This is a genomic window from Pseudomonadota bacterium (assembly GCA_036339585.1).
Classification (GTDB): domain Bacteria; phylum Pseudomonadota; class Alphaproteobacteria; order UBA8366; family UBA8366; genus UBA8366.
Genome location: JAYZAS010000010.1, coordinates 12,258 through 37,677, shown reverse-complemented (window position 1 = coordinate 37,677; position 25,420 = coordinate 12,258). Strand labels below are relative to the sequence as shown.

Below are 25,420 nucleotides of genomic sequence, written 5' to 3'. Positions count from 1 at the left end.
ATATTCCTTTAAAACTTTATAGTTAGCTTGGATGAATCGGCTCTACATTGACGATTAGATATGCTATTCCCAGCAAGACAAAAGTCTCTTGGCCGAAAATAGCAATTTTTCACCAAAATTAATTTTTATGTCAATCAAAACCCAAATTTTCTGCAACTTTACTCAACGGCATACCATAAAATATCCAACACAACTGGCATAAGGTCAATCACTCCGATTTTTTATTTTTAATTCTGGCATGCCACTATGTGAAGGATGGAATTTAAAAAAATCAGCCCTCTCAAAATTCACTCGTACAGAAACTCATGGCTCGTCGCCCCGACTTTAAATCTCATGCCGCCTTTCTTATGCTGGTCTCGACTATTAGCTTTGCTATTATGAATGCCAGCATACGTGACATAACCCAAGAGCTTGAGCCAATGGTGGTTGTTTTCTTTCGTAATGCCTTTGGATTGCTAGTGATCTCACCGTTCTTGTTAAAAAATGGAATTAACACTTTCCGCACTGCTCGCCTCGGTCTTCATGGTATACGCGCTGGATTAAATGTAATGGCAATGGCCTTTTTTTATGTTGGCTTGAGCCTCACACCGCTCGCCGAAGCTACAGCTCTGGCGTTCACTGCCCCCTTATTCGCTGTTATGCTGGCAATTTTATTTCTCAAAGAACGCGTTAGCTTCACAAAGCTCTTAGCCATGTGCATCGGCTTCCTAGGCGCTTTGATTATACTCAGGCCTGGCTTTGGTTTTACTGACGTGGGTGCATTATGGATAATAATTTCGGCACTTATATGGGGGGGCACATTAGTCATAATTAAGTTATTAGCGCGGACTGAAAGCAGTATGACTATAACTGCTTATATGGCCCTGTTGTTAGCGATTATGTCATTTCCAACAGCACTAATTTTTTGGCAAACCCCAACCATCTCCCAGTTCGCCTATCTTTTTATCATTGCTGCTTTAGGAACCTTAGGTCAGTACTCACTTACCGAAGCGCTTGGAAGATCAGATGCACAGACGGTAATGCCATTGGACTTTATGCGGTTGATCTGGACTGCAATTCTCGGTTACGTGATGTTTAACGAAGTGCCTGATGCATTCGTGTGGTTCGGCGCAACGATGATATGTGCTAGCGCCACATACGTGGCAGTCGCAAAAAAAAGCGATAATATTTAATTTTTTTGCCGATATATTGTGTATAGACAAATTATTTTTATACAATACTTGTATTTATATAAGTAAAATAAAATATTATGTATATATTTTTATCTTTAATTTCATAATAAATGTTTTTTACTACACGAAACTACAAAGTTATTTATTAAAACTTTTTAAATAGAAATAAAGAAGCTTGAAAATTTTCCCAAAATACCCCACTTTAATCTTATGGCAGACATAGGCTCAATGCAGATTGCATCAAATTCCGTTAACGGGGTTAATTCTGCTTTCCGCGATAGTAACAATCAACGTACCAGAGGTCAGATAAACGGCGCACCCGACCGTCAAACCTACGATGGCATCCGGGTTACTGCGAAATACAGTGATCCGGACAGAGATAACGGGCTTCGCATGGTCAAGGGCGAGGAGCGACGTGCAGTCGAAACAGCCGATACTGAAGCATTAGTCGCAATGCAGTCGAGGAGGGCAGCAGCAGAAGCTCTTATGTCGCTTCAAGAAGTTGGCCAAGATCAACAGAATAATCCCGAAATTGCAAATGGTGGATCCGGTTCAGTCCAAGTCACAGAAGCCTCAGATAGTAGTAGACAAGATTTATCGCTGGGCACCGCTGAAATTAATACAGTCGGCAATCAATCTAACTTACACTTTAGCAGTAACAATAACAGCTCTAATGGGAACGCTGAGATTACTTCGCCCGATGGCAAAACCATCGCGGGTAATTCTGGGGCGCCACCACGCGGGTCAGTTTTAGATATAATCGCTTAGTCAAAGTCAATTTTTAATTGATGGCATTTGTAGGCATGCCTTCACGGCCCATACCCTGCCCAATGCTTTTACATTAATTTTTTAAGGTAAAAAATGTTATGCGCGTAGCTATCCTCGACGATTACTTTAATAAAGCTTTAGAATTTGCGGATTGGTCACAAGTCAATAAAAGAGCAGAAATTTCTGTCTTTAACGAACACCTAAAAAATGAGCAAAATATAATAGAAGCTCTTCATGATTTTGAAATTATTGTTGGGATGCGTGAGCGGACTCCTTTTCCGCGCTCAACACTAAAACAACTTCCAAATCTTCAACTATTAATTACCACAGGAGGCCGAAATAAATCTTTCGATCTAGAGGCCGCTGCAGAATACGGTATTACCGTATGTTGTACAGGGGGAGTTGGATCCCCAACATCAGAACTTGCTTGGGGGCTTATTATAAGTTTGATGCGAGATATTCCCGGGCAGCTCGAATCTATGCGGACGGGTGGATGGCAGACTAAACCAGGTTTTAATCTTGCTAATAAAACACTGGGTATCGTGGGTCTAGGAAATTTAGGTGCGCGGATGGCAAAAGTTGGAATTGCCTTTGACATGTATGTAGAGGCGTGGAGCCAAAATTTAACTGACGAACGTGCGCATGAGATCGGCGTTGTAAAAGTTTCTAAAGAGCAACTATTTGCTCAGGCCGATATTATTACCATACATTACGGCATGAGTGAACGTAGCCGCGGCATGATCGGCGCGAAAGAGCTAGCGGCGATGAAAAAGAGTGCTTACATAGTAAATACCTCACGCGCCCCAATCATTGACCAAGATGCTTTGTATATAGCACTTGAGACCAATCAAATCGCAGGAGCCGGACTGGATGTTTACATGTCCGAGCCGCTCGCAGCCACAGATAGGTTTAGAAAGCTTGCGAATGTTATTCTCACCCCTCACATCGGCTACGTTACAACTGAAAATCATGAAAAGCATTATGCGGACGTTGTCGAAAATATTATGCAGTTTCTTGATGACGAACCAATCAGGGTTTTAGCAGCACCGGATTAGATCGAAAAATCAACAAGCAATCGTCCCTTCACACTGCCATTTAAGATATCTGTGGCCGCTTTGGGCACATCACTTAGCGAAATGATCTGTGTCAAAGTATCGAGCCTCTCCAAAGGAAGGTCACTAGCAATACGCTTCCACGTAGCGCAGCGCACATCGTATGGCTGTACCACAGAGTCAATCCCTAAAAGGTTAACACCTCGCAACAAAAATGGAATGACCGTCGTATCCAATTTGGAACCACCTGCAAGACCACAGGCAGCAACAGAACAGCCATATTTTATTTGAGACAGTACATTAGCCAGTGTATTGGCGCCAACAGTATCCACAACACCCGCCCAACGTTCACTGTTTAGTGGCGCTTTAGCGTCACCAGCCAATTCTTCTCTCGGTAATATCTCTGCGGCTCCTATGGATTCTAAGAACTCATGTTCATCAATTTTACCTGTGGAGGCGCAAACCTCATAACCAAGATTAGAGAGTATAGCGATCGCAATTGAGCCAACACCACCTGACGCACCGGTTACCAAAACAGGTCCGTTACCCATCTTGAGGCCCTGCTTCTCTAGGGCCGAAATACACAACATCGAGGTGAAGCCGGCAGTACCGATTGCCATTGCATGTTTTGTTGATAATTTTTTTGGTAGAGGGACAAGCCAGTCTCCTTGAACCTTGACTTTCGCAGAATATCCCCCCCAATAACGCTCTCCAACATGCCAGCCAGTCAGAATAACTTTGTCTCCAGCCTTATAACGGTCGTCATTTGAGATTTCGACAATGCCAGCAAGGTCAATACCGGGCACATGCGGATAATTCCGGACCAAGCGGCCAAGACCATTCACCACCATACCATCTTTGTAGTTAACAGTAGAATACTCAACTTTAATCGTAACCTCGCCCTCTGGCAGGTCGTTTAAACATAGATCAGTTATTTCATTAACAACTTCACCATTTTTCTCTTTCAATAACAGTGCTGGAAATGTTTCCTTGGACATATTGGTAGCTCCTATAAGCTAAAGGTTAAGTAAAAGTACTCTAGAAAATATATTTTCGGAACCATGGGAAACGTCTCATGCAAATTTCTAATGTCAAAAGATCAGTGTATAACCGTGAGTTGAAAATGCGTGCCAGATAAGAAGTTTTGTTGGTTCCACGAAAGTCACAGAAAAGTCAGAAAAATGAAAAAAGAAGCAAGCCGGCTAGACGAATCGCATCAAAATCTTGCCCTTTTCTATGAGGGAAGACTTCGGGAGCTCTTGCCACTCGTTCTACTTAATTCAATGCTCTCACTAATCACATTTGGCATTTATAGATTTTGGGGCAAAACAAACATACGGCGCTATTTATGGAGCCGCATGTCTCTTTTGGGACAACCATTGGAATACAGCGGCACGGGCATGGAGTTATTCGTCGGCTTTCTTATCATAGTTTGTATCTTGGTTCCGATCGGATTTTGCAGTTTTTTATTGCCGATAATTCTCTTAGGCTATGGGATTACATTCGGACCTGCATTGGCACAAGGTGTCCTTGGGCTTTTATTTTTTTATCTTTCACACATCGCAGTCTATCGTGCCCAACGCTATCGATTAAGCCGAACCAGCTGGCGGGGTATTTGCTCCGAATTGAAGGGTTCCTCTGTGACATACGCAAATCAAGCGATACTCTGCACGTTTTTGATGTTTATATCGTTGGGTTTAGCCTACCCCTATATGCAAGTGAAGCTGCTTAAATATCGAATAGAGAATGCCGCCTTTGGCGGGGTTAGTTTCGAATTCGGCGCAAACGTGCGTACTCTACTACGTGCTTGGGTAATTTGTTTAAGCACCACAATTATTTTGGCGCTGCTTATATACACCGCGGTAGAGCCACACGTTTCAGCAGTGGTTGCATCCCTTTCTCAAGATGTGCAGCATATTCACTCGTTGGAATTTCTGCGTTACCTGTTAATGCCGCTCATCTTCTTTTGTTTGCTGCCTATCACAACAGTTTGGTATAAAGCAGTCTCAATTCGCCATTTCTGCAGTTCAATAAAATTTGAAGGGATGTCCGCTCAATCGAACCTAACAACGTGGAATATTATTCAAATCTATCTTCCTTTATTTTTCTATATGATTTTTGGCAGTTTGGTCTTACTCATGGTTGCTATTTTTATGAGTAATGAGCTGGCAGGCCAAGCGTATGCGATAATAATCTTTACTGCTTTTTATCTCTTTATGCCGATAATTCTAATGCATAGACACCTAACTAAAATATTTAACAGCCTAAGCCTTTCTGGCTCTTTTTCACCTGAGAAACTGTTCCAAAGCCAGCAGGATAAACCAAAGTCGGGCGAAGGCCTTGCAGACGCGCTCAATATAGATGCTTTCTAAGATAACTGAAAAGACACAGTTCAAAGCCCAATATAACGATGGTGTTACAGCCGCCGCATATCCCGCTGAAATTATTTTGACGGGGTTCGGGATTCAAATTGAGGGTAAGGGTTCTTTTCCAACTGCAGAATGGGCGTGGCGTGACATCGGGTTAGCAGAAGAAATTGCTCATAATCGTCCTATTCGTATCCTTAATCGATCTATACTAGGAGCAAGGCTCACCATTGACGACCCAGCGGCCGGCGAAGTTTTGCGCAAAAATGCACGGAACCTGACACGTCCGCCACACCCCATCAAGACCAAGATACTTTTGATCTCAGTCGGAATTTTGCTCACTTGTACAATAGGTTTTGCAACCTACGGACTTCCCCGGCTTGCTGGTCCTTTGGCAGATATGATCCCAATGCATTGGGAAGAGGGACTTGGAGACCAAGTAATAAGCATAGTGACCGATATACTCGGGCCAGAGGCTGATTATTGTACTAATCCGAAAGGTATTGCCGCCCTTAGAAAGCTCAAATATCGTCTGGAGAAGACTATTGAAACGCCATACAGCCTTAAAGTCCGAGTATTGAAAAGCGACACTGTCAATGCTTTTGCCGCTCCTGGCGGTAACGTGGTATTACTGAGTGGGCTCATAACAAAAGCCGACACTCCAGAAGAAGTTGCCGGTGTGCTGGCCCATGAGATAGGACATGTAATAGAGCGCCACCCAACAAAAGCCCTAATACATGCTCATGGATGGTCAATTCTTATAAGTGCGCTCACTGGATTTTCTGGTGCCACTGGAGATCTTGCATCTGGCATCGCACTCCAACTGGCAACCTCGTCGTATTCACGAAAGAACGAAGCAGATGCAGACTCCCGAGCTACCAGCATGTTAACGAAGGCGGGTATTGATAATGCTGGTTTTGTAACTTTTTTTGAAAAGTTAAAATCAGAGGGAATGAAAAAAAATACTGGGATCTTTAAGTACTTTGCTTCTCACCCAAATTTGCAAGATCGAATTGACGCAATCCGGCCAAAATCCGTGCCACGTTATAACCCAGCTTTAAGCAGCGCAGAATGGGACGCGTTACGAACAATTTGCGGATGACAAAAAACTTATTTTGCCCACCACATCAAAAGCAAAATAAAAATTTATATTTCGTCAGGTATCTAATCTCAGTTTATCGGGTCATTGAGAGTATCAATCTCTATATTTTACGCCAAACGCCACTTACCGAGAAGAACTCTGAACAAGAGTCGGTTACGATCTGTTACACCTAAAAATTAGCCCACTTCGGTTTTCGCGGAGTAATAATTGAGCCCTCGGAAACAAGCTTAATCTCTCCTGTTATTGCTCGTTCCAAGTATTCTAATCTCATCAGGGCAATTCCGAGTCCTGAGCGGGCACTGCGCATCTCTCCAACCTGCCGTTTATCGCAAAAAATAGCTGCCCCAAGTGAAGGCTCATGACCTTCAATATCTACAGGCACCATACGTTTCTTTAATAACCCACGGTATTTTGTCCGAGCAGTTAATTCCTGGCCCATATAGCAACCCTTTTCCCAATCAACCCCATTAAGTTCTTCAAAGTTGCTCTCAAGCAAAATAGATTTTTCGACAATCATATCTCGGCTACCATCTGGGATACCAAGGCCGAGCCTGAATGTATCGTAGTTCTCAGCCGATACTTCTTCCAAATCTATTGATCCTAGTGCTGCCTTAGCGGATTTTTTCCCTAAAAAAGTTCTCACACCCATATCAGCGAGCCGCGGATCAACAAAGGCGATGCCATCGCGAAATGCTGCGACCTCTCCAGGATTTTCAGTTAAACCAAAACATTCACAAACTCCGGTGCCATAGACAGCAAGAACCACCATGCCTTCCTCTTTACCTAGATCTACCGAAGCTCGCAATTTATATTTGCTCAATCGCCGCCCAAGATCCATCAAACGTGATGCTTCGCAATCTAGCAAATACCGCCCTTCAAATTCTGTTATGAAAAAGTCATACAAGTACTTACCTTGAGGAGTGAGTAATGCAGACCAGATAGCGCAATCTGGAGTTACCCTATTAATATCGTTTGAAATTAGTCCCTGTAAAAAACTTGAACGATCTGCACCACCAACAGTAAGCAAACCTCTATCTTGAAGTATACTGAATGAAACCATTATTTCGTCCTAGCCATTTCACACAGGGGCATTTAACAATTGATCAAACTATAACACGAGGGTATTCCCTACTATAATCATCTGCAATGCGTATTCTATTCATAACCGCAAATAGACTTGGCGATGCCATATTATCCACGGGTTTGCTAGGTCACTTCGCTAACACGTATCCGAAAGCAGCTATCACAGTGGCTACGGGGCCAATCCCTGCGCCAATATTCTCCCGCGCTCCTGGCTTAGAGCGGTGCATCATTATGGAGAAAAAGCCTCTTTCTTCCCATTGGCTCACACTTTGGAGGCAGGTTTTTACAACTCGTTGGGATATCATAGTAGATTTACGACGATCGGCGCTGGGTTATTTTCTAATGAACAGAAAACATCATTTGATTCCGAAACCAGATGACCAATGCCACCGGGTGAAATTCATAGCCCGTATCGTAGAACTTGAAGAAAAACCGCCGGCACCACGAATTTGGATCACTTCCCAGGAGCGCACAAAAGCTGTAACATTACTACCAGATTGTGGCCCAATCCTCGCGGTTGCACCAGCAGCAAACTGGCGTGGCAAGCAATGGCGTGCAGAAAACTTCGCAGCCTTGGTATCCCGAATTATTGCACAGGACGGTTTACTTCCTAGGGCAGCGGTAGCAGTTTTAGGTTCGGCAGATGAACGTCAACAGGCAGACCCAGTTCTGGCAGCACTCCCATCTGACCAGCGCATCGATCTAGTTGGGACCACCAGCTTGTTGACTTTAGCGGCATGTCTGGAACGATGTTCGCTTTTTGTAGGAAATGACTCCGGATTAATGCATATGGCGGCTGCGACTGGAATACCAACTCTCGGACTTTTTGGACCTAGTCGCGAAACGCTCTATGGCCCTTGGGGCAGTCACTGTAGATGGGTCAGAACCCCACAGAGTTTTGAGGAACTTACCGGCACTTCTGGTTACAATCATCGCACAACAGATACTTTAATGGATGGATTGCATGTAAAAGTGGTTGAAGATGCTCTTGTGAAATTATGGAATCAAGTGAAAGGGATGCAAGATGGATAATGCTAAGCAAAAAAGCATCTCTGCTTTGGTTGTTGCTCACAATGAAGAAACACAGCTTGCTGAATGCCTCAAACGACTATCATTCGCGGATCAGCTGGTGGTTGTACTTGATAAGTGCACCGACGATTCCAAACTTATCGCATCCAGTTTCACAGAGCACCTTATTGAGGGTAACTGGGACTTGGAAGGTGATAGAAGAAACGCGGGAATTCAAGCCTGCGATAGTGATTGGATTCTGGAGGTTGATAGCGATGAAAGAGTCTCTACCCTACTTGCTGATGAGATAAAGGAGGCAATTGAACACACGGAAGCAGGATATTTCCTCATTCCATTTGACAATTATATAGGTGAGACGAGGGTTCGCTATGGCTGGGGAGCTTCATGGGGTGTCAGCGCTGCACCGAGGTTGTTTCGAAAAGGGCACAAGCGTTGGGGATCCCAGCGCATCCACCCCTCACTTGAATTAAAAGGCCCTAAAAAGGAACTTGAAAATCGTATGATCCATTTCGTAGATAAAAATATTTCAGACATGATCCAACGGCTTGACCGTTACACCACAGCTAGAGCGGCAGATCTTCGATCATCCTGTAACATAGGATCATTCGGCCATAACATCAGACGTATGTTTTCCAGGTTTTGGAAATGCTACGTAAGCCGACAAGGCTACAAAGAAGGCCCCTACGGTTTCCTCAACGCTTTATTCGCAGGCCTCTATCCAGTACTCTCGTACTTAAAAGCACGATTGGAAAAGAGTTGATACGCATTCTGCACGCTATGGCAGGGGCCCGCGTTGGTGGTGCGGAAGAGTTTTTCTCACGACTACTGCCAGCATTGGCTCAAACTGGAGTGAGTCAAACAGCTGCCATTAGAACCAATGGCAAACGTGAAAGAATTCTAAATGACGCAGGAATACCGTTCGAAATTTATCGCTTTGGAAGCATTTTTGATCGGACAACAAGAAGGCGGCTCAAGCGACAGGCCGACGAATATGCACCGGATGTCATTTTTGCGTGGATGAGCCGTGCCGCTAATTTTTGTACTCCGGGAAAATATTTAATTATTGGCCGCCTCGGAGGCTACTATGACCTCAAATATTATAACAAGTGTGATCACTTAGTCGCCAACACTGAACATATCTGTCAATATATTGCAGGTTTGGGTTGGCCAGAAAGCCAGATTCATTATTTGCCAAATTTTGTTGACGGGACCCCTGGAGAAGCCATCGATCGATCAATGTTGAATACGCCATCCGATGTACCACTGCTACTCGCTCTGGGGCGGTTGCACTCAAATAAAGCCTTCGATGTATTATTGGAAGCTTTGGTCTCGGTGCCTCGTGCTTATTTATGGATTGCTGGAGAGGGACCAGAACAACAAGCACTAAAGACCTTGGCTAAACAGTTGGGCATTTCTGATCGCGTAAAATTTCTTGGCTGGCGTTCTGATACAAATAACTTACTTGCTAGTTGTGATTTGCTAGTCTGCTCATCGCGCGTTGAGCCTCTCGGCAATGTTGTGCTGGAGGCATGGGCTCAGAAAAAACCAGTCGTAGCCACCGAGGCGACTGGCCCCAAGGCTCTCATACAAACAGGGCTTAATGGGCTCTTGAGCCCCATCAATAACGCATCTGCGCTATCTACTTCGATTCAGTCGGTGCTTTCCTCAGAGGATCACGCGACGGAGCTGGCTGAACAAGGTTTCCGAACATATGATAAAAATTTTACTGAAGAGCGAGTTACCTCGCTCTACCGCAACTTTTTTACATTGGTTACAAGATAATGTGTGGAATTGCTGGCTTGATGACATTCAATGGCAAACCCCCAGCCAAATCGGTATTGGATGCGTTTGCGTCAGCACTTGCCCATCGAGGCCCTGACGGCGAAGGCCGCCATGTCGTAGGCAATGTTGGTATGGTGCAACGGCGGCTTGCTATCATCGACCTAGAAACAGGTGATCAGCCACTTTACGACTCTGCTGGCACAGCTCTTATCGCAAATGGTGAAGTATATAATTATCTTGAACTACGGAAAGAGTTCGGTCCAAAGGTTTTTAAAACGCGTTCCGATTGTGAACCACCATTATTACTTTACCATCGCGATGGAATAGATTTTGCGCGCAATTTACGTGGCATGTATTCGATAGCCCTTCACGACCCTGCGCAAGAGAAATTAGTTTTAACGCGCGATCCATTTGGAATTAAACCGCTTTATTATGCCGAGACAAAAAAGGGGTTTGCTTTTGCGTCAGAACCACAAGCTTTTTTTGCTGCAGGATTACTTACCCCTGAAATTGATGAAAACCGTTTGGATGAATTACTCCAAATGCAGTTTACCTGCGGTGATTCTACTATTTATAAGGGTGTTGAGAGAGTTAAACCGGGAGAGACACTTGTCATTCGGAGAGGTAGAATAATAGAGCGCACTTATCTTCCACCCCTACCTGATGGGCCCACCACCGATCAGCCGATAGGAGCCGCTATTGAGGCGCTTGATGCGGTCCTAGAGGAAAGCGTTTCTGTTCACCAACGCTCTGATGTACCGTACGGCTTATTCTTGTCGGGGGGAATTGATTCCTCTGCAATTCTCGCTCTTATGGCCAAACTTAATGAAAAACCGGTGCAGACATTCACCATTGGCTTTACATTCTCTGGAGTTTCGGATGAACGTGAACACGCGCGTGAGCTTGCTGACTCAGTTGGTTCGATCCACACTGAAGTTGCTTTTAGCGAGGCAGATTTTTGGAGAAGTCTTCCAACGATAGCAGCTGCTATGGATGACCCGGCAGCAGACTATGCAATTTTACCTACTTGGAAATTAGCAAGTGTCGCTTCCCAAGAATTAAAGGTGGTTCTATCCGGAGAGGGAGGCGATGAACTATTTGCGGGTTATGGGCGCTATCGCCGACTGCTGCGACCTTGGTGGCGTGGCGGGCGAACAATTCGTGAGCGCGGTACTTTTGATAGACTTAAAGTTCTTAGAAAGGCGCCTCATGCGTGGAGAGACTCCATAGCGTCTATGGAAGCAAGTGGATCAACAAGCCCCCGCAGCAAACTTCAAATTGCACAGGCCACAGACTGTCGCGATTGGCTGCCCAATGATCTCCTTACAAAACTTGATCGTTGCTTGATGTCGCATGGACTGGAGGGACGTACGCCATTTCTCGACCAAAAAGTGGCAGCGATGGTTTTCTTACTCAAAGACTCATTGAAGATCTCAAATGGGAGGGGGAAGTGGATTTTGCGCCAATGGTTAAGCAAAATTTTACCCAAGGCCGAACCATTTTCACGTAAAAGGGGTTTCACCGTACCCGTAGCTTATTGGATAAGCTCACGCGGTGAAACACTTGGGCCGCTTGTAGCAAGACTGCCTGCAATTCAGCAAATCTGCAATCCAACCGAAGTCATACGCATATTTAAGTCCAATGATAAACATGCAGGTTTTGCAGCTTGGACGCTTTTATTCTATGCACTCTGGCATAGGCGGCACGTGGAGGGCTTAAGGCCTGATGGGGATGTATTCGAAGTACTCTCTGCAAATACCCAGCTATGATTCAATACAACTATTATGCCGTATTTATGGAACTCTTCTCTGATTATAGCTGGGACAAATCTTGTTCATTTTCTACTTCTGCAAAATAGCAGCTTGGGCCGAAGCCAGCCGTGCTATGGGAACCCTGAAAGGTGAACAAGATACGTAATCTAGACCAATCTCTGCGCAAAACTGTATTGATGAAGGGTCTCCTCCGTGTTCACCGCATATACCAAGCTTTATATCAGGCCTAACAGACCTTCCCCGTTCAGCAGCCATGCGCACTAATTCCCCAACACCCTCTGTATCCAAAGTTACAAATGGATCAACTGAGAACACACCCTGCTCCTCGTACTCCTGGCTAAATGAGCCAGCATCATCACGACTGAGACCAAACGCCGTTTGTGTCAAATCATTGGTTCCAAAGCTGAAAAAACTCGCATTCTTAGCTATTTCAGACGCACATAATGCTGCTCGAGGTAATTCAATCATCGTTCCGACCATATATTTAAGAGTATCACCTGTTTCTTCCTCAATATCATTAGCAACCCTATCTATCACTTTTTTGATAATCTCAATTTCTCTACCGGTTGCCACTAGCGGCACCATAATTTCTAATTGCACTACTTCGCCAAGCTCATCTTTAACACTTAAAGCGGCTTCAAAAATTGCACGCGCTTGCATCTCTGAAATTTCAGGATAGGTGACCCCTAAACGACACCCTCGATGCCCCAACATAGGATTAGCTTCTTCTAACTGAGCGGCTCGACGGCGAACGTCATCGGCCGCAACACCTGCAGCCTCTGCAACTTCTCTAATCTCTTCATCGGTTTTAGGTAAAAACTCATGCAACGGGGGATCAAGCAGCCGGATTGTTATGGGCAGGCCTTTCATAATACGAAAAATATCTTGAAAATCTGCCTTTTGCATAGGAAGTAGTTTACCAAGAGCAGCACGACGTTGCTCAAGATTATTGCTGACTATCATCTCACGCATAGCAATTATACGATCTGATTCAAAGAACATGTGCTCAGTTCTGCAAAGGCCAACACCTTCCGCTCCAAATTCGCGAGCTATACGACACTCTGTAGGTGTTTCCGCATTGGTTCTGACTTTGAGACAGCGAATATCGTCAGCCCATTTCATAAGGCGTTGAAAATTATCAGACATTTCTGGTTGGATTGTAGCAACGCGTCCAACCATCACGTCACCACTAGCTCCATCCAACGTAATCTCTTCACCTTCCTCAATCACAACATCACGGGCGGTAATAGTTTTAGCTTTATAATCAACTCGCAGTTCACCCGCGCCAGCCACACAGGGCCTCCCCATCCCACGCGCAACAACAGCCGCGTGACTTGTCATACCCCCCCGAGTTGTTAAGATACCAACAGCGGCATGCATACCGTGGATATCCTCCGGACTTGTTTCAATTCGCACAAGAATAACTTGCTCGCCTCTTGCCGATATCCGTTCAGCCTCATCAGCATCGAAAACGACCTTACCAGATGCCGCGCCCGGTGATGCCGGAAGGCCACGTGCAACTATTTCTCTATTTGCATCTGGATCAAGAGTGGGATGTAAGAGTTGGTCTAGTGATGATGGCTCGATTCGCGATACAGCTGTCTGACTACTGATTAACCCTTCATCCACCATATCAACAGCTATTTTCAAAGCGGCAGCCGTTGTCCTTTTACCAGCCCGAGTTTGGAGCATATACAGCTTCCCTTGCTGCACCGTAAATTCTATGTCCTGCATGTCAGTATAATGTTGTTCAAGAGTTCTACGAATACCTTTGAGTTGGTCAAAAACTTTTGGCATGACCTCTTCCATGCTTGGCAAGCCGGACTCATTTGATTCCCTACCCTCTTTTGTCAAATGCTGTGGTGTACGAATGCCGGCAACAACATCCTCTCCCTGAGCGTTAACAAGATATTCACCGTAAAATATATTTTCGCCCGTTGACGGATCGCGAGTAAAGGCGACACCAGTTGCACAATTTTCCCCCATATTACCGAAAACCATAGCCTGAATATTAACCGCAGTGCCCCAATCCTCGGGAATATCATTGAGTTTTCGGTATGTGACCGCACGTGGAACCATCCAGCTTGAAAAAACAGCTCCAATCGCGCCCCAAAGCTGTTCCACTGGATCTTGAGGAAAAGGTTTGCCAGTCACACTAGAAACTTTTTCTTCATATGCCTCTATTAAAGACTTCAAATCATCTGACGACAATTCTGTATCGAGGGTTACTCCGGCCTCATCTTTTTTTAAATCCAAAATCTCTTCAAAATTGTAATGGTCAATGCCGAGGACGACATCACCATACATTTGAATAAATCGGCGATAACTATCGTAGGCAAATCGAGCATCATCACTTTTCTGAGCCAGGCCCTCTACAGTAATTTTATTAAGGCCGAGATTTAACACGGTATCCATCATGCCTGGCATCGAGACCCGGGCACCTGATCTTACCGATACCAGTAATGGGTTTTGTGGGTCACCAAATTTGCAGCCCACCTCGGATTCAATCAAGCATAATGCTTCATTAACCTGCTGCTTCAAAGTGTCTGGATAGGCATTATCATTCAAATAAAAATGTGTGCAAACTTCTGTGGTAATCGAAAATCCTGGAGGTACCGGCAATCCAAGCTTGGACATCTCAGCCAAGTTCGCTCCTTTACCGCCAAGTAAATCACGCATACTAGCATCGCCCGCAGTTTCACTTGCACCGAAACTGTAAACCCATCTATTCATCCAAATTACCCCCCAATTTGTTTGAAATCAGCAACAGCACGCGTAGTTTGACGAATCCCTGAAAGCAACTTTAAGCGATTGATACGTAATGCTGTGTCATTCGTATTGACTGTGACATTATTGAAAAAATTATCAACAGGTGTGCGCAATGCTGCCATCGCGCGCATAGCCGAAACATAGTCTTCTTTAGATAGTGCAGCGTCGGTGTCATCTCTCGCCTTTACTAGGGCCGCTGCGAGTTCTTTTTCCTCGTCTTGCACGAAAGCCGTTGCATCTATGTCCGCACTAAATTCTCTACCATCTCGTTTTTCCTCGATTGTGAGAATATTAGCGGCTCTATTAAAAGCGACCAACAAATTTTCTCCATCATCACTATTAACGAATTCAGCAAGTGCATCAACTCGTCTAAGTAATCGGACCAAATCGTCTTCGTCCCCGAGTGCAAAAATGGCTGAGATGAGATCGTGGCGGACGCCTTCCTCCCGCAGGTGCACCTTCAATCGATCTACGAAAAAACTCAGTAAATCATGTGCTACAGTGAATATCTCACAATTTATATTTTGCGCTTTGAGCGCTGCAACAAAAACTGGACGTAATGGTATCCTCAATTCATTTTCAACGATGAGTCGAATGGTTCCGAGCGCAGCTCGTCGGAGTGCATATGGGTCCTTCGATCCAGTGGGCTTGTCATCAATGGCCCAGAAACCCGCTAAAGTATCAAGTCTATCTGCTAAGCCTACAGTGATAGAGACCGGCGCCGAAGGACAAGTGTCACCACGCCCCTGTGGACGATAGTGATTGGCTATGGCTTCAGCGACTTGATCGCTTTCCCCGTCATTAAGCGCATAGTATCGACCCATTTTTCCTTGCAATTCCGGAAATTCACCGACCATTTGAGTAACAAGATCGGTTTTACAAAGACGTATGGCATTTTTTATATCTGAAGCGTTTGCTGCACCGAAATGTAGTGCCAATACGTCTGCAAGATGTTGCATGCGTTCAACTTTTTCAGTCAATGACCCAAGCTTATCATGAAAAGTAATCTCACTAAGTGCTGGGACGCGACTAGCAAGTGTGTTTTCCCGGTCCTTGTCCCAAAAAAAACATGCATCTGACAGTCTAGCCCTTAGAACACGCTCATTACCTGTAATTATTCCGCGTCCTTGATCTTTGGTCATGATATTGGCAACCGTAGCAAAATGGGGTGCAAGGTCACCTGAAGATGTCTCAAAAAGAAAATACTTTAGGTGTGTTCTGATAGCTGTTGTGAGAACTTCAGGCGGCAAAGACATAAATGCAGTATCAATATCACCGATTAGTGGAACAGGCCATTCCACAAGGCCAGCAACCTCCGACAGGAGTTGATTGTCCTCTTTGACATGCAAACCAGCTTTTCTAGCAAGCTCGGATAATTGTTTTTTTATCTTCCTTTTGCGTTCGTCAGGATCGAGGATAACGAATCCATCTTTAAGTTTTTCGCAGTAATCGTCAAAGCCTTTTACCTCAAAAGAATTAGGAGCCATAAAACGATGGCCGGAGGTGACCGTTCCAAAAGGTATTTTCTCCCCCTGCAAATCAAGTGCACCTTTGACTGGGATTCCATTAAATAAAGCCATTAATGAATGAATAGGGCGAACCCAACGGAATAAATTTTCACCCCATCGCATTGACTTCGGCCATGTAATACGCTCTATCGAATCAGTTATTAATTTTGGCAAAATATCAATTGTAGGAAGGCCTCCTTGTTCCAAGATGGCGAACAAAAATGTACCTTTTTCCGTTTCACGCTGTTCGCATTCTTCAACAGTTTGAATACCATTGCTACTGAGAAAACCATCAATAGCCCGTTTTGGTGCATCAATGCGTGGCCCGCGTCGTTCTTCACGAATATCCGGCTGGGTTTCGAGCATGCCATCTACCATAACAGTTAGGCGCCGAGGTGTTACGTAAGCCTCAATACAAGTAAACTCTAAACCATGGTCTTTAAGACCACGGCAGATTGACTGCTTCAAATCTTCACAAGCTTTGCTCTGCATCCTAGACGGTATTTCTTGGCAAAGAATTTCCAGAAGCAGTTCAGCCATCGACCAGGTGCCCCTGGTCAATCAACCAGCTTCTACAACACGCTTTTGCGAGCGAACGCACTCGCAAAATATAAGATTGCCTCTCTGTAACGCTAATCACACCGCGAGCATCGAGCAAATTGAATGTATGGCTTGCCTTTAAACAATGATCGTAAGCAGGCAGTGGTAATTCTCGTGCAGTCAAACTTTTACATTCTTTTTCGGCGTCACAGAAATGCTGCAATAATATTTCAGTGTTCGCACACTCAAAATTATAAGTGGAATATTGCTTTTCCGCCGTCCGAAAAATATCTCCATAACGCACCCCCTCTCCGTTGAAATCAAGACTATATACATTCTCAATCCCTTGAACGTGCATAGCCAATCGTTCAAGCCCATATGTGATTTCTGTACAAACAGGCTTACAGTCAAAACCGCCTACCTGCTGGAAATAAGTAAATTGGCTCACCTCCATTCCATCACACCATATTTCCCATCCAAGACCCCATGCACCCAGCGTTGGACTCTCCCAGTCGTCCTCAACAAACCGAATATCGTGTTGATTTATATCGATGCCAATTGCCGATAGACTTTCTAAATATAGCTCCTGACTTTCAATCGGCGAGGGTTTCAGTATCACTTGATACTGGTAATAGTGCTGCAACCGGTTGGGATTGTCTCCATATCGGCCGTCGGTTGGCCGGCGGGAAGGCTGAACATAAACTACTTTCCAAGGCTCTGGTCCTAATGCACGCAGTGTCGTCGCAGGATGAAATGTGCCTGCCCCAACTTCCATATCGTAAGGCTGCAAAATTACACAACCCTTGGATGCCCAAAATTCATGGAGTTTAAGGATAAGAGTTTGAAAAGAATTTTCCTGGGACATTTATAAAGCCATACTCTAGAGAATTACCTTGTGGCAAGGCATTTGGTAACCCAATTTAGACCCCCAAAAATTAAGGGTAAATACAGCATTGACCAATGAGTGCCATATCAATCACAATGATATCATTAAAGCTAGCATGCATACGAACCCAGCCCAAACCCAACATTTTTTATCTTTCTAGGATAACGCAACTTGCTATTGTTTGATTTCTAGTATTTACCATATGCTTTTTTTTTCGGCCAAGCCTCACGAAGCTAACTATCGCTTAAAACAATAAACAACTAGAGACCATATCTACTCCACAGCGCCCGCTCTTCGAGCGCCAGCAGCAATTCGTCTGCCCACCCCGTAGCATTTTTCCTAATGCCAAAGCGCTTTGCTAGGAAGCTTTTTTTCTCCTCAATTAAACTAAAACGAACATCTTCTCCATATTTCTTTTTGAGTATACTTCGCATTTCGCCAACACCGTCTATTAAACCAAGTTCGACGGCCTTTAAACCACTCCAAAAATCGCCGTTGAATATGACACGTGACGTACCCTTGAGTCTTTTGCCACGACGCTGGCGCACATATTCCTTAAATTGTTCATGCAGATCTTTTTGCAGCACTCGCAAATATTTCACGTCATTCTCATTCTCCGGAAGGAAAGGATCGAGCCGACGCTTGTTTTTTCCGGCCGTATAAACGCGTCGCTCAATACCTATGCGTTTAATAAATTTATCAAATCCAAAGCTGGCTGTGATAACACCAATAGACCCGACTACCGAAGCACCATTTGCATATATCTCATCAGCTGCACAAGCGAGCCAATATCCTCCGGATGCCGCAACATCGTCACAGAAAGCGTACACCTTTACCTTCTTTTGTTTTGCTAAGGCTTGAACATATTCTGCAATTAACGCTGATTGGACCGGAGATCCGCCTGGGGAATTTATAATAAGTGCAACAGCTCGGAGCCTCGGCACCTCAAAAGCTGCTTCAATTGTGCTTTCAAGGTCAGCCAAAGTTAGGCCATTCCTGCGACCCACACCACCCTCACCTATAATCCCTGAAAGACGTAATACCGCAATCTGTGGACAACGCCTGAAGTAATCAAAAAAGGACCTACCAACTGACTTTCTTTTCGATTTTTTTCTCATAGCTTTTTGTTTTTTTTCCATATCGATCCACCTAATGCTATTAAAATCCTTCGGCAAGTGCCCCAAAGAATAAACCCAGAATTAAGTTGCAGGGAATCTCTACAAAGCCAACGCAGACCCGCGTTCAAGTATATTTGCTGCCGCCACCGTGAAGGAACCATTAATATCATGTAAAACCAAACCGCGGGCAATACGTGCAGGGCTCTTTACGCCTTTGCGCGCCTGCACCAAAACACGCTTAGCGTCTTGGCCTTTCTCTTGTACTGAAGGCCATAATGGAAATATCGTTATACCGCCAAACCCAACCTTCAATAAAGCGATTAAATCGTCTATCCGGCCTGCATCGTAAATGACGTTGAAAGTACCCTTCGGTTTAAGCAACTTACGAGCAACGGATACCCAATCCGCTAATTTCGCGCTGCCCTCGACATGGCTACCCCACCTCATCGGATGCATTTTTGGATCAGCCCGCTCCTCCTCAACAAAGGGTGGATTAGCCATCACATGGTAAAAACTACAAGGTGTCAATGTCTTATGAAGAAGTATTATATCCTCGTTGATAATTCTGATTCGTCCGGTAAAGTGATTTTTGGCAACGTTGTCTGAAGCCAATCTTGCCAATTCCGATTGCTTTTCAACCGCTGTCACTGAACTGTCTGCAACCCGAGATGCGTAACATAACGTGGCAGTCCCCACACCACATCCCAATTCGAGCACCTGCCCCGATGCACTACTTGGAACAGCAGCGGCCAGTATAATGGGTTCAATGCCTGCGCGAAAACCTTCTTTCGGCTGGCAAAGCAAGAGACGGCCGCCTAAAATATAATCCGGTATCGGTTCAGATGCCCGTTCTCGCTCAGCCATCTCAATCAATTCCCGGGCTTGTCTAAATTCACTGTCGGCTACCATCAATCTCCTTGAGATCGCACCCGCAGATCCCTCTAAGACGCTCATATGTTCGTCTAAGGTGAAAAGCTTAATCCCGGAATCCGCGAGAATTCTGGTAACCCATGAGATGTAAACAACATCATTGGTGCGCAATATTTCCCGCATGTGTTTTGCTCCTTTACAAGCATTTAGTGAGACAATTCGTCTAGCTTGACCGTGAGGAAAGGTACTCTATGTTGGTGTGCTTTACACTTAGACAATATGCTTCTAGTGAAAGGCAAGATTAGTTGGGAAATATCATAAACCTCGGCATCACGCGAAAACCGTTGTCGGACACTCCATCTCTCGAGTCCATTCTTGCTCTTTTGGGTGATGACTTACATCGTGTCAATCAATTGATAGTTGAAAGCATGCACAGCCCCGTCTCTCTCATTCCCCAGCTTGCTGGACACATTGTTGCATCAGGTGGTAAGCGCCTAAGGCCACTTTTAACCCTTGCGGCGGCAAATCTATGCGGTTATCAGGGAGATCGCCACATCGGACTTGCAACATGTGTTGAGTTTATTCACACCGCAACATTACTACATGATGATGTCGTAGATGAGTCTCGGTTGAGGAGAGGAAAAGACAGCGCTAATGCCGTTTGGGGCAATCAATCTTCCGTGCTTGTTGGGGATTTTCTTTTTTCGCGTGCATTCCAGATAATGGTTAGTGATGGGTCTTTGAGAGTATTGAAAATACTTTCTAACGCTTCTGCGGTTATTGCTGAGGGGGAGGTCATGCAGCTAATGACCACCAATGACACTGAAACCAGTGAAGAGGCTTACCTCAGAGTGATCCGAGCAAAAACGGCAACCCTTTTCGCTGCGGCAGCAAGTGTTGGTGCCGTTGTAGCCGAACGTCCTACGGCGGAGGAGCAGGCTTTAGAGAGCTTTGGAATGAATTTAGGTATTGCATTTCAACTTATAGATGACGTCCTTGATTATGCTGCAGAAGAAGACGACCTTGGAAAAACAATTGGCGACGACTTTCGTGAGGGGAAAATTACGCTACCAGTTATTCTGGCTTGGCGACGAGGAAATGTTGAGGAACGTTTATTTTGGCAGCGCACATTGGAAGAGCTAAATCAGACAGAACAAGACCTAACATATGCAAAAACACTTATGAATAAGCATAATTCACTGCTGGACACTGTTGACCGTGCGCGCCACTACGGTGCTATTGCTCGTGATTCTCTTGGAATTTTTCACGATTGTCCGATAAAGGATGCGTTATTAGAAATGGTCAACTTCGCGGTACATCGTCTGAATTGAATAGTTTTAGGTTTTCTTCATAAACCTAACCTCTCTCTGAAATATATAGAGCCCGCTTCCCACGACTACAATGGCACCAGCAAGCATAGTGAGGCTGGGTATGTCTCCGAATATCAAATAACCGAACAGCGTTGCGAAAATCAGTGAGAAATATCGAAAAGGCACAACCACAACAGCCTCAGCTAATAGGAAAGCCGTGACCATAAAATACTGCCCGACCCCCTGCAGAATTCCCGTCATTGCAAGAAGCCAAAACTCTCGTGTCGTCGGCATACGCCATTCACCAATGCCGGGGATTAGATAGCCGATGGGCCAGCTTGCCAAACCACTCAAAAGTATGCATCCAGTCGAGACTAGCATGATAGCACTAGTTGATTCGCGCCCCGACATCGCACGAGTAATTATATCGCGTACAGATAAACAAAAAGTTGCACCTAGTGCTAACAAAGCCGAAACAGCAAATGGATTACTACCGGGACGAACCATTAATAATACGCCTATAAACCCCACAAAAACTGCAGACCATCGCCGCCAGCCGACATCCTCACCAAGTGCGAAGGGCGCCATGGCGGTTATAAAAATAGGAGAAGCAAAAAGAATTGCTATCGCATCAGCAAGTGGCAAATGGCGGGTAGCAGCCAGAAATAGATAGGTCGTCACAATTACACACGCTGCACGACATAACTGAGATCTCCAACTATAAACCCGGAGAGTGGAGAAACCGCCGCGCCAACCGATAATAATTAAAATTGGGACGAAAACAAAACAGGCTCTGAAAAAAATTATTTCGCCAATCACCAATGTGCCAGCCAAAAGTTTTGCCAATCCATCGGTAAAAGATAGTATCGCTCCTGATATCACTAAGAATGAGATTCCTCGCAGCTGGGACGATAAAACAGGCATTGCGGTGCGACCATGTTTGGTAAATTTTCCTTTCATACTAACTCAACACCACAACGTAATAATGTCTTTTAAACCTGCATAATTTTTGCGCGGACGTGAGACGAAATCATATCTATTAAGAATATTGTCGCGAAAATTACAATTATTATTGCGGAGACACGATCGTATTCAAACATGCGAAACGCAGACTGTAATTCATATCCAATACCCCCCGCACCAACTATCCCAAGCATCGTTGCCATACGGATATTACGATCAAGGATATAGAGATTATGACCAATGAACGCCGGCATAACTTGGGGAGCGACAGCAAAAGCAAGGACTTGGCCCTTCGATGCTCCCATTGAGTCAAGTGCTTGTATAGGATTTTCATCTATATGTTCGATAGCCTCAGCGTAAAATTTGGCTAGAAACCCCATTGTATGGAAACCGAGGGCTATTACTCCTGGCATTGCACCGAAACCAATTGCAATAACCAGTATCATTGCCATAATAAATTCAGGTATGGCACGAAAAAAAACCGTTACAGTGCGCGCAACGAAGTATAGGAAATAGTTCGGTGCAATATTGCGGGCAGACAATAAGCCTATGGGAATAGAGAGTATTATGGCCAGTAGCGTCCCGAGCATTGCTATCTCGACAGTTTCAACCATTGCGCTCATGAGCTCTCTAAAGTTTGAGAAATCAGGCGGTAACATTCTGCCTAAGACGTCAGAAATATACATAATTGATTGACTAATTAACTGAGCAAGATCGACCTCCAAATCTATAAAAACCAGAGCATAGACTGATATGAATGCAAAAATCCCCACAATTGTGCGCCACCCCCACTGAGGTCGTAAGCGTTTTTTGAGGTGATTTCGATGACTTTCAACGGGATCAACGTAACGGTCGATAAGCCCTCCGTACCCACCTACTTGAAAATGGTTATGAGCATCAAGGACTAATTCTTTGAGTCTTTGTTTCAAATGGGAAGGCAGCTTGCTGGTATAAACCAGTGGAGCACCAGGTATATTTGTAGACTGGTGGATTATTCGAAACTCACTGGGACTTACTGAACCATCAACTACCATCGCCTCAAGATTAATAGAACTCACTGCCGCAACATCGACCTCTCCGTCCATAACGGCTCGGATTGCGGTATCGTGATTGTCCATTGTGACGACCTTGGCAAAGGCGCTCTCATTACCAAGATCGATACCAATTTCAGCAAGTTCGCGACGGGGCACCTCTCGACCACTTGTGGAAAATTCATCTCCGACTCCAATAATGGAATTTCTTACATCAGCGAGCATGTGCATTTTACTGGTCGATTTTACAATAAAGAGTGAATGATAATTCGGGCTATTTTTACCCTTGGGTATGCCCACGGCAAATGCCTCTACCGTACCATCACGACCCGCAGCTTCCCTTAATGCATAGGGACCTAGCCAGCCTATCTGTGCGGATCCATTGCAAAGCATTTCGATCGCTTCCGCATAATCACTACACCGTTTTAAAAGGATGGAAACCCCAGTTTCTTTAGACAAATAATCAACCAACGTTCCAAGATCGAGACCACCGGGATGGTCACTGGCAGGAGCAATTGCCAAAGTCAATGTTGTGCCTGAGTCTTGAACGCATTTATTCACTTTAATCACTATTTTTTATCGCTAGCATGTTCGAAAAAAAGGCCACGATCATGCCCGCGATATATATTTCTTATATAAGCCTGATCGATATCGGCAGTTGCTTTGTCTAGAACAACACGACCACCAGATAAACCAATAATGCGGTCAGAGTATGTAAGCGCCAACTCGACTTGGTGAAGATTACAAATCACCGTTATAGAGTTTTCCCTAGCAATATCACGAAGCAGCATCATGATTGACGTTGAAATCATGGGATCGAGGCTCGCAACTGGTTCATCTGCTAATAAAAGAACCGGTTTTTTAATAATGGATCTAGCTATACCTACCCTTTGTTTTTGACCTCCAGAAAGTTGGTCGACCCTAAAATAAGCCTTATCCAGCAATCCCACTCGCTCAAGGCAATCAAGCGCCTTAAGCTTCTGTTCACGACTAAAAAGATATAGCATCGACAAAAATTTGTTGCTTGTACCCAGCAACCCAGTCAACACATTGTTAATAACTGAAAGGTTTTCAACTAGGTTGAAGTCCTGAAAAACCATTCCAATGTGCTGTCGCAATTTTGGTAGATTTACTGCTGTGAGGGGTTGATTACGGAATTTTATGGTTCCGGTGTCAGCTGTTACAAGACCATTAATGCTTCGCAATAATGTTGTCTTTCCTGAACCGCTAGGACCAAGGACGACAACAAAATCACCCGCCTGCACCGACAAGTTCACACCACGTAAGGCAAGGGTGCCGTTTCCAAAGGTCTTTTGCAATCCAGCAATCTCAAGTACCATTTCTTACGTAAGCTCCAATATGTCAAAATGCTGAGTTTTGTTTATTTTTTGGTCTCGGATAATACCCTGTCAATTTCACGCAGGGGATCATAATCTGTGTCCTTTACTTCGATATAATGTGACATCTCACCACCATATCCACCAATGCGACCGTATTTGTGTGCCTCTAAAGTCGCTTTTTTAATCTTCTGGCGCAGTTTTAGCGGTAGTTTTTTTGAATATGCTAATGGTGGGGGTGGTACCAAATCGGATTTATGCACAATTCTTATTTGCTGACGTTTTACCGTGCCATCGGCAATGCGGGCGTCAAAGTTCCTTGAGCTCATCCCACACACGTCAGCATGCCTGTTTATAACAGCTAACAAACAGGCATCGTGGCTGCCTGCATAAACCACCCTTTTGAAATGTTTTTTATTTTTCGTCGAAAGTCCTACCTTTCGTAATTCAACTTGCGGTATCAAATCACCGCTGGTTGAACCTATGGAATTCAATGCTAGTGTTTTACCTTTCGTATCATTTAGGGTCTTGATTGAGCTATCTGCCCTGACTACAAAATATGTGTAATACCCCGCTGTGGTATCGCCCTTGCGCACTCCCGCAGCAAACGCTTCAGCGTAAGCGATCTTTGCTGCTTGAATGTAGGTTTTGCCACCATACCAGGCAATCTGCGCACGACCAGCACGCATTGATTCCACGGCAGCATTGTAGTCAGTAACTCTAATTGGTTTGATTTCCACTTGCGCCAGTTTTTCAATAATTTTGATAAGCTTGACATAGTCGTTGTCATCCCCCTTTTCACTGGCAGGCACAAAAACCATGTTAATTTTGACGTCTTCCGCCGCCACATGATGGGACATTATGAAGAATGAAAAAGCAGTAATTGTAGTGAGAAAGGTTGTTCTTAGATGTACTTGCATCGCCATGATCCCAAATTTTCAAGTTAAGTCGGTTGGCTTACC

At 44.7% G+C, this 25,420-nt stretch carries 21 protein-coding genes; 10 read left to right on the top strand and 11 right to left on the bottom strand.

Annotated features, from left to right (window positions below):
• Nucleotides 1–305 precede the first annotated feature (305 nt).
• The 3 genes from VX941_07800 (at nt 306) to VX941_07790 (ending at nt 2,995) form a co-directional block, all read left to right on the top strand.
• Nucleotides 306–1,172, top strand: a complete 867-nt coding sequence (locus tag VX941_07800) for a DMT family transporter (GenBank protein MEE2933313.1) — start codon at nt 306–308, stop codon at nt 1,170–1,172.
• Between the two features lie 228 nt (nt 1,173–1,400).
• Entirely contained in the window at nt 1,401–1,940 is a 540-nt protein-coding gene (locus VX941_07795; GenBank protein MEE2933312.1) for a hypothetical protein, read from the top strand.
• Between the two features lie 98 nt (nt 1,941–2,038).
• Nucleotides 2,039–2,995, top strand: a complete 957-nt coding sequence (locus VX941_07790) for a D-2-hydroxyacid dehydrogenase family protein (GenBank protein ID MEE2933311.1) — start codon at nt 2,039–2,041, stop codon at nt 2,993–2,995.
• On the opposite strand, the gene VX941_07785 is transcribed toward VX941_07790, so the two are convergent.
• The gene (locus VX941_07785) at nt 2,992–3,990 is read right to left on the bottom strand and encodes an MDR family oxidoreductase (GenBank protein MEE2933310.1); all 999 of its coding nucleotides are present in this window, start codon (nt 3,988–3,990) and stop codon (nt 2,992–2,994) included. The two genes, VX941_07790 and VX941_07785, sit on opposite strands and share 4 nt — an antisense overlap.
• Nucleotides 3,991–4,173: 183 nt before the next feature.
• Here VX941_07785 and VX941_07780 point away from each other — a divergent pair, with 183 nt between their 5' ends.
• Both VX941_07780 and VX941_07775 read left to right on the top strand, forming a co-directional pair.
• Nucleotides 4,174–5,364, top strand: a complete 1,191-nt coding sequence (locus VX941_07780; GenBank protein MEE2933309.1) for a DUF898 family protein — start codon at nt 4,174–4,176, stop codon at nt 5,362–5,364.
• Complete coding sequence (locus tag VX941_07775; GenBank protein ID MEE2933308.1) at nt 5,354–6,460, top strand: M48 family metallopeptidase; 1,107 nt, start codon at nt 5,354–5,356, stop codon at nt 6,458–6,460. Before VX941_07780 ends, VX941_07775 begins: the two co-directional genes overlap by 11 nt.
• A gap of 169 nt (nt 6,461–6,629) precedes the next feature.
• Here VX941_07775 and VX941_07770 read toward each other — a convergent pair whose 3' ends face one another.
• The gene (locus VX941_07770; protein ID MEE2933307.1) at nt 6,630–7,520 is read right to left on the bottom strand and encodes a folate-binding protein; all 891 of its coding nucleotides are present in this window, start codon (nt 7,518–7,520) and stop codon (nt 6,630–6,632) included.
• Nucleotides 7,521–7,774: 254 nt separating this feature from the next.
• Between VX941_07770 and VX941_07765 the strand changes: the two genes are divergently transcribed.
• Genes VX941_07765 through asnB form a run of 4 tightly spaced genes read left to right on the top strand, consistent with a single transcriptional unit; the run spans nt 7,775 to nt 12,123 of the window.
• Nucleotides 7,775–8,575, top strand: coding sequence for a glycosyltransferase family 9 protein (locus tag VX941_07765; GenBank protein ID MEE2933306.1), 801 nt, complete (start codon nt 7,775–7,777; stop codon nt 8,573–8,575).
• A complete protein-coding gene (locus VX941_07760; protein ID MEE2933305.1) occupies nt 8,568–9,332 on the top strand; it encodes a glycosyltransferase family 2 protein in 765 nt (254 codons plus the stop codon). Before VX941_07765 ends, VX941_07760 begins: the two co-directional genes overlap by 8 nt.
• A complete protein-coding gene (locus VX941_07755) occupies nt 9,329–10,354 on the top strand; it encodes a glycosyltransferase (GenBank protein ID MEE2933304.1) in 1,026 nt (341 codons plus the stop codon). Before VX941_07760 ends, VX941_07755 begins: the two co-directional genes overlap by 4 nt.
• On the top strand, nt 10,354–12,123 hold the full coding sequence (asnB, locus tag VX941_07750; protein ID MEE2933303.1) for an asparagine synthase (glutamine-hydrolyzing): 1,770 nt from the start codon (nt 10,354–10,356) through the stop codon (nt 12,121–12,123). The genes VX941_07755 and asnB overlap by 1 nt, the downstream gene beginning before the upstream one ends.
• Nucleotides 12,124–12,195: 72 nt before the next feature.
• Here the strand turns inward: asnB and ppdK are convergent, their stop codons facing one another.
• From ppdK to VX941_07725, 5 genes are all read right to left on the bottom strand, one after another.
• Nucleotides 12,196–14,859 (bottom strand): pyruvate, phosphate dikinase, encoded by a 2,664-nt coding sequence (ppdK, locus tag VX941_07745; GenBank protein MEE2933302.1) that lies wholly within the window; start codon nt 14,857–14,859, stop codon nt 12,196–12,198.
• 5 nt (nt 14,860–14,864) lie between these two features.
• Nucleotides 14,865–16,943, bottom strand: a complete 2,079-nt coding sequence (gene glyS, locus VX941_07740) for a glycine--tRNA ligase subunit beta (protein MEE2933301.1) — start codon at nt 16,941–16,943, stop codon at nt 14,865–14,867.
• The gene (locus tag VX941_07735; GenBank protein ID MEE2933300.1) at nt 16,936–17,808 is read right to left on the bottom strand and encodes a glycine--tRNA ligase subunit alpha; all 873 of its coding nucleotides are present in this window, start codon (nt 17,806–17,808) and stop codon (nt 16,936–16,938) included. The genes glyS and VX941_07735 overlap by 8 nt, the downstream gene beginning before the upstream one ends.
• A 281-nt stretch (nt 17,809–18,089) precedes the next feature.
• A complete protein-coding gene (locus VX941_07730; protein MEE2933299.1) occupies nt 18,090–18,968 on the bottom strand; it encodes a S49 family peptidase in 879 nt (292 codons plus the stop codon).
• A 78-nt stretch (nt 18,969–19,046) separates the two neighbouring features.
• Nucleotides 19,047–20,000 (bottom strand): DUF2007 domain-containing protein, encoded by a 954-nt coding sequence (locus VX941_07725; GenBank protein ID MEE2933298.1) that lies wholly within the window; start codon nt 19,998–20,000, stop codon nt 19,047–19,049.
• Nucleotides 20,001–20,131: 131 nt separating this feature from the next.
• Here VX941_07725 and VX941_07720 point away from each other — a divergent pair, with 131 nt between their 5' ends.
• The gene (locus VX941_07720; protein ID MEE2933297.1) at nt 20,132–21,148 is read left to right on the top strand and encodes a polyprenyl synthetase family protein; all 1,017 of its coding nucleotides are present in this window, start codon (nt 20,132–20,134) and stop codon (nt 21,146–21,148) included.
• Nucleotides 21,149–21,154: 6 nt separating this feature from the next.
• On the opposite strand, the gene VX941_07715 is transcribed toward VX941_07720, so the two are convergent.
• From VX941_07715 to phnD, 4 genes are read right to left on the bottom strand one after another with little or no spacing between them, the layout of a single operon-like run.
• Nucleotides 21,155–22,087 carry a DMT family transporter gene (locus VX941_07715; protein ID MEE2933296.1) on the bottom strand — a complete coding sequence of 311 codons (933 nt, stop codon included), beginning with the start codon at nt 22,085–22,087 and terminating at the stop codon, nt 21,155–21,157.
• A 32-nt stretch (nt 22,088–22,119) separates the two neighbouring features.
• Nucleotides 22,120–23,682: a phosphonate ABC transporter, permease protein PhnE gene (gene phnE / locus VX941_07710; GenBank protein ID MEE2933295.1), complete on the bottom strand. Its 1,563-nt coding sequence runs from the start codon at nt 23,680–23,682 to the stop codon at nt 22,120–22,122.
• A gap of 8 nt (nt 23,683–23,690) precedes the next feature.
• Nucleotides 23,691–24,461 (bottom strand): phosphonate ABC transporter ATP-binding protein, encoded by a 771-nt coding sequence (gene phnC, locus VX941_07705; protein MEE2933294.1) that lies wholly within the window; start codon nt 24,459–24,461, stop codon nt 23,691–23,693.
• Nucleotides 24,462–24,502: 41 nt separating this feature from the next.
• On the bottom strand, nt 24,503–25,378 hold the full coding sequence (gene phnD, locus VX941_07700; protein ID MEE2933293.1) for a phosphate/phosphite/phosphonate ABC transporter substrate-binding protein: 876 nt from the start codon (nt 25,376–25,378) through the stop codon (nt 24,503–24,505).
• Between the last annotated feature and the right edge of the window lie 42 nt (nt 25,379–25,420).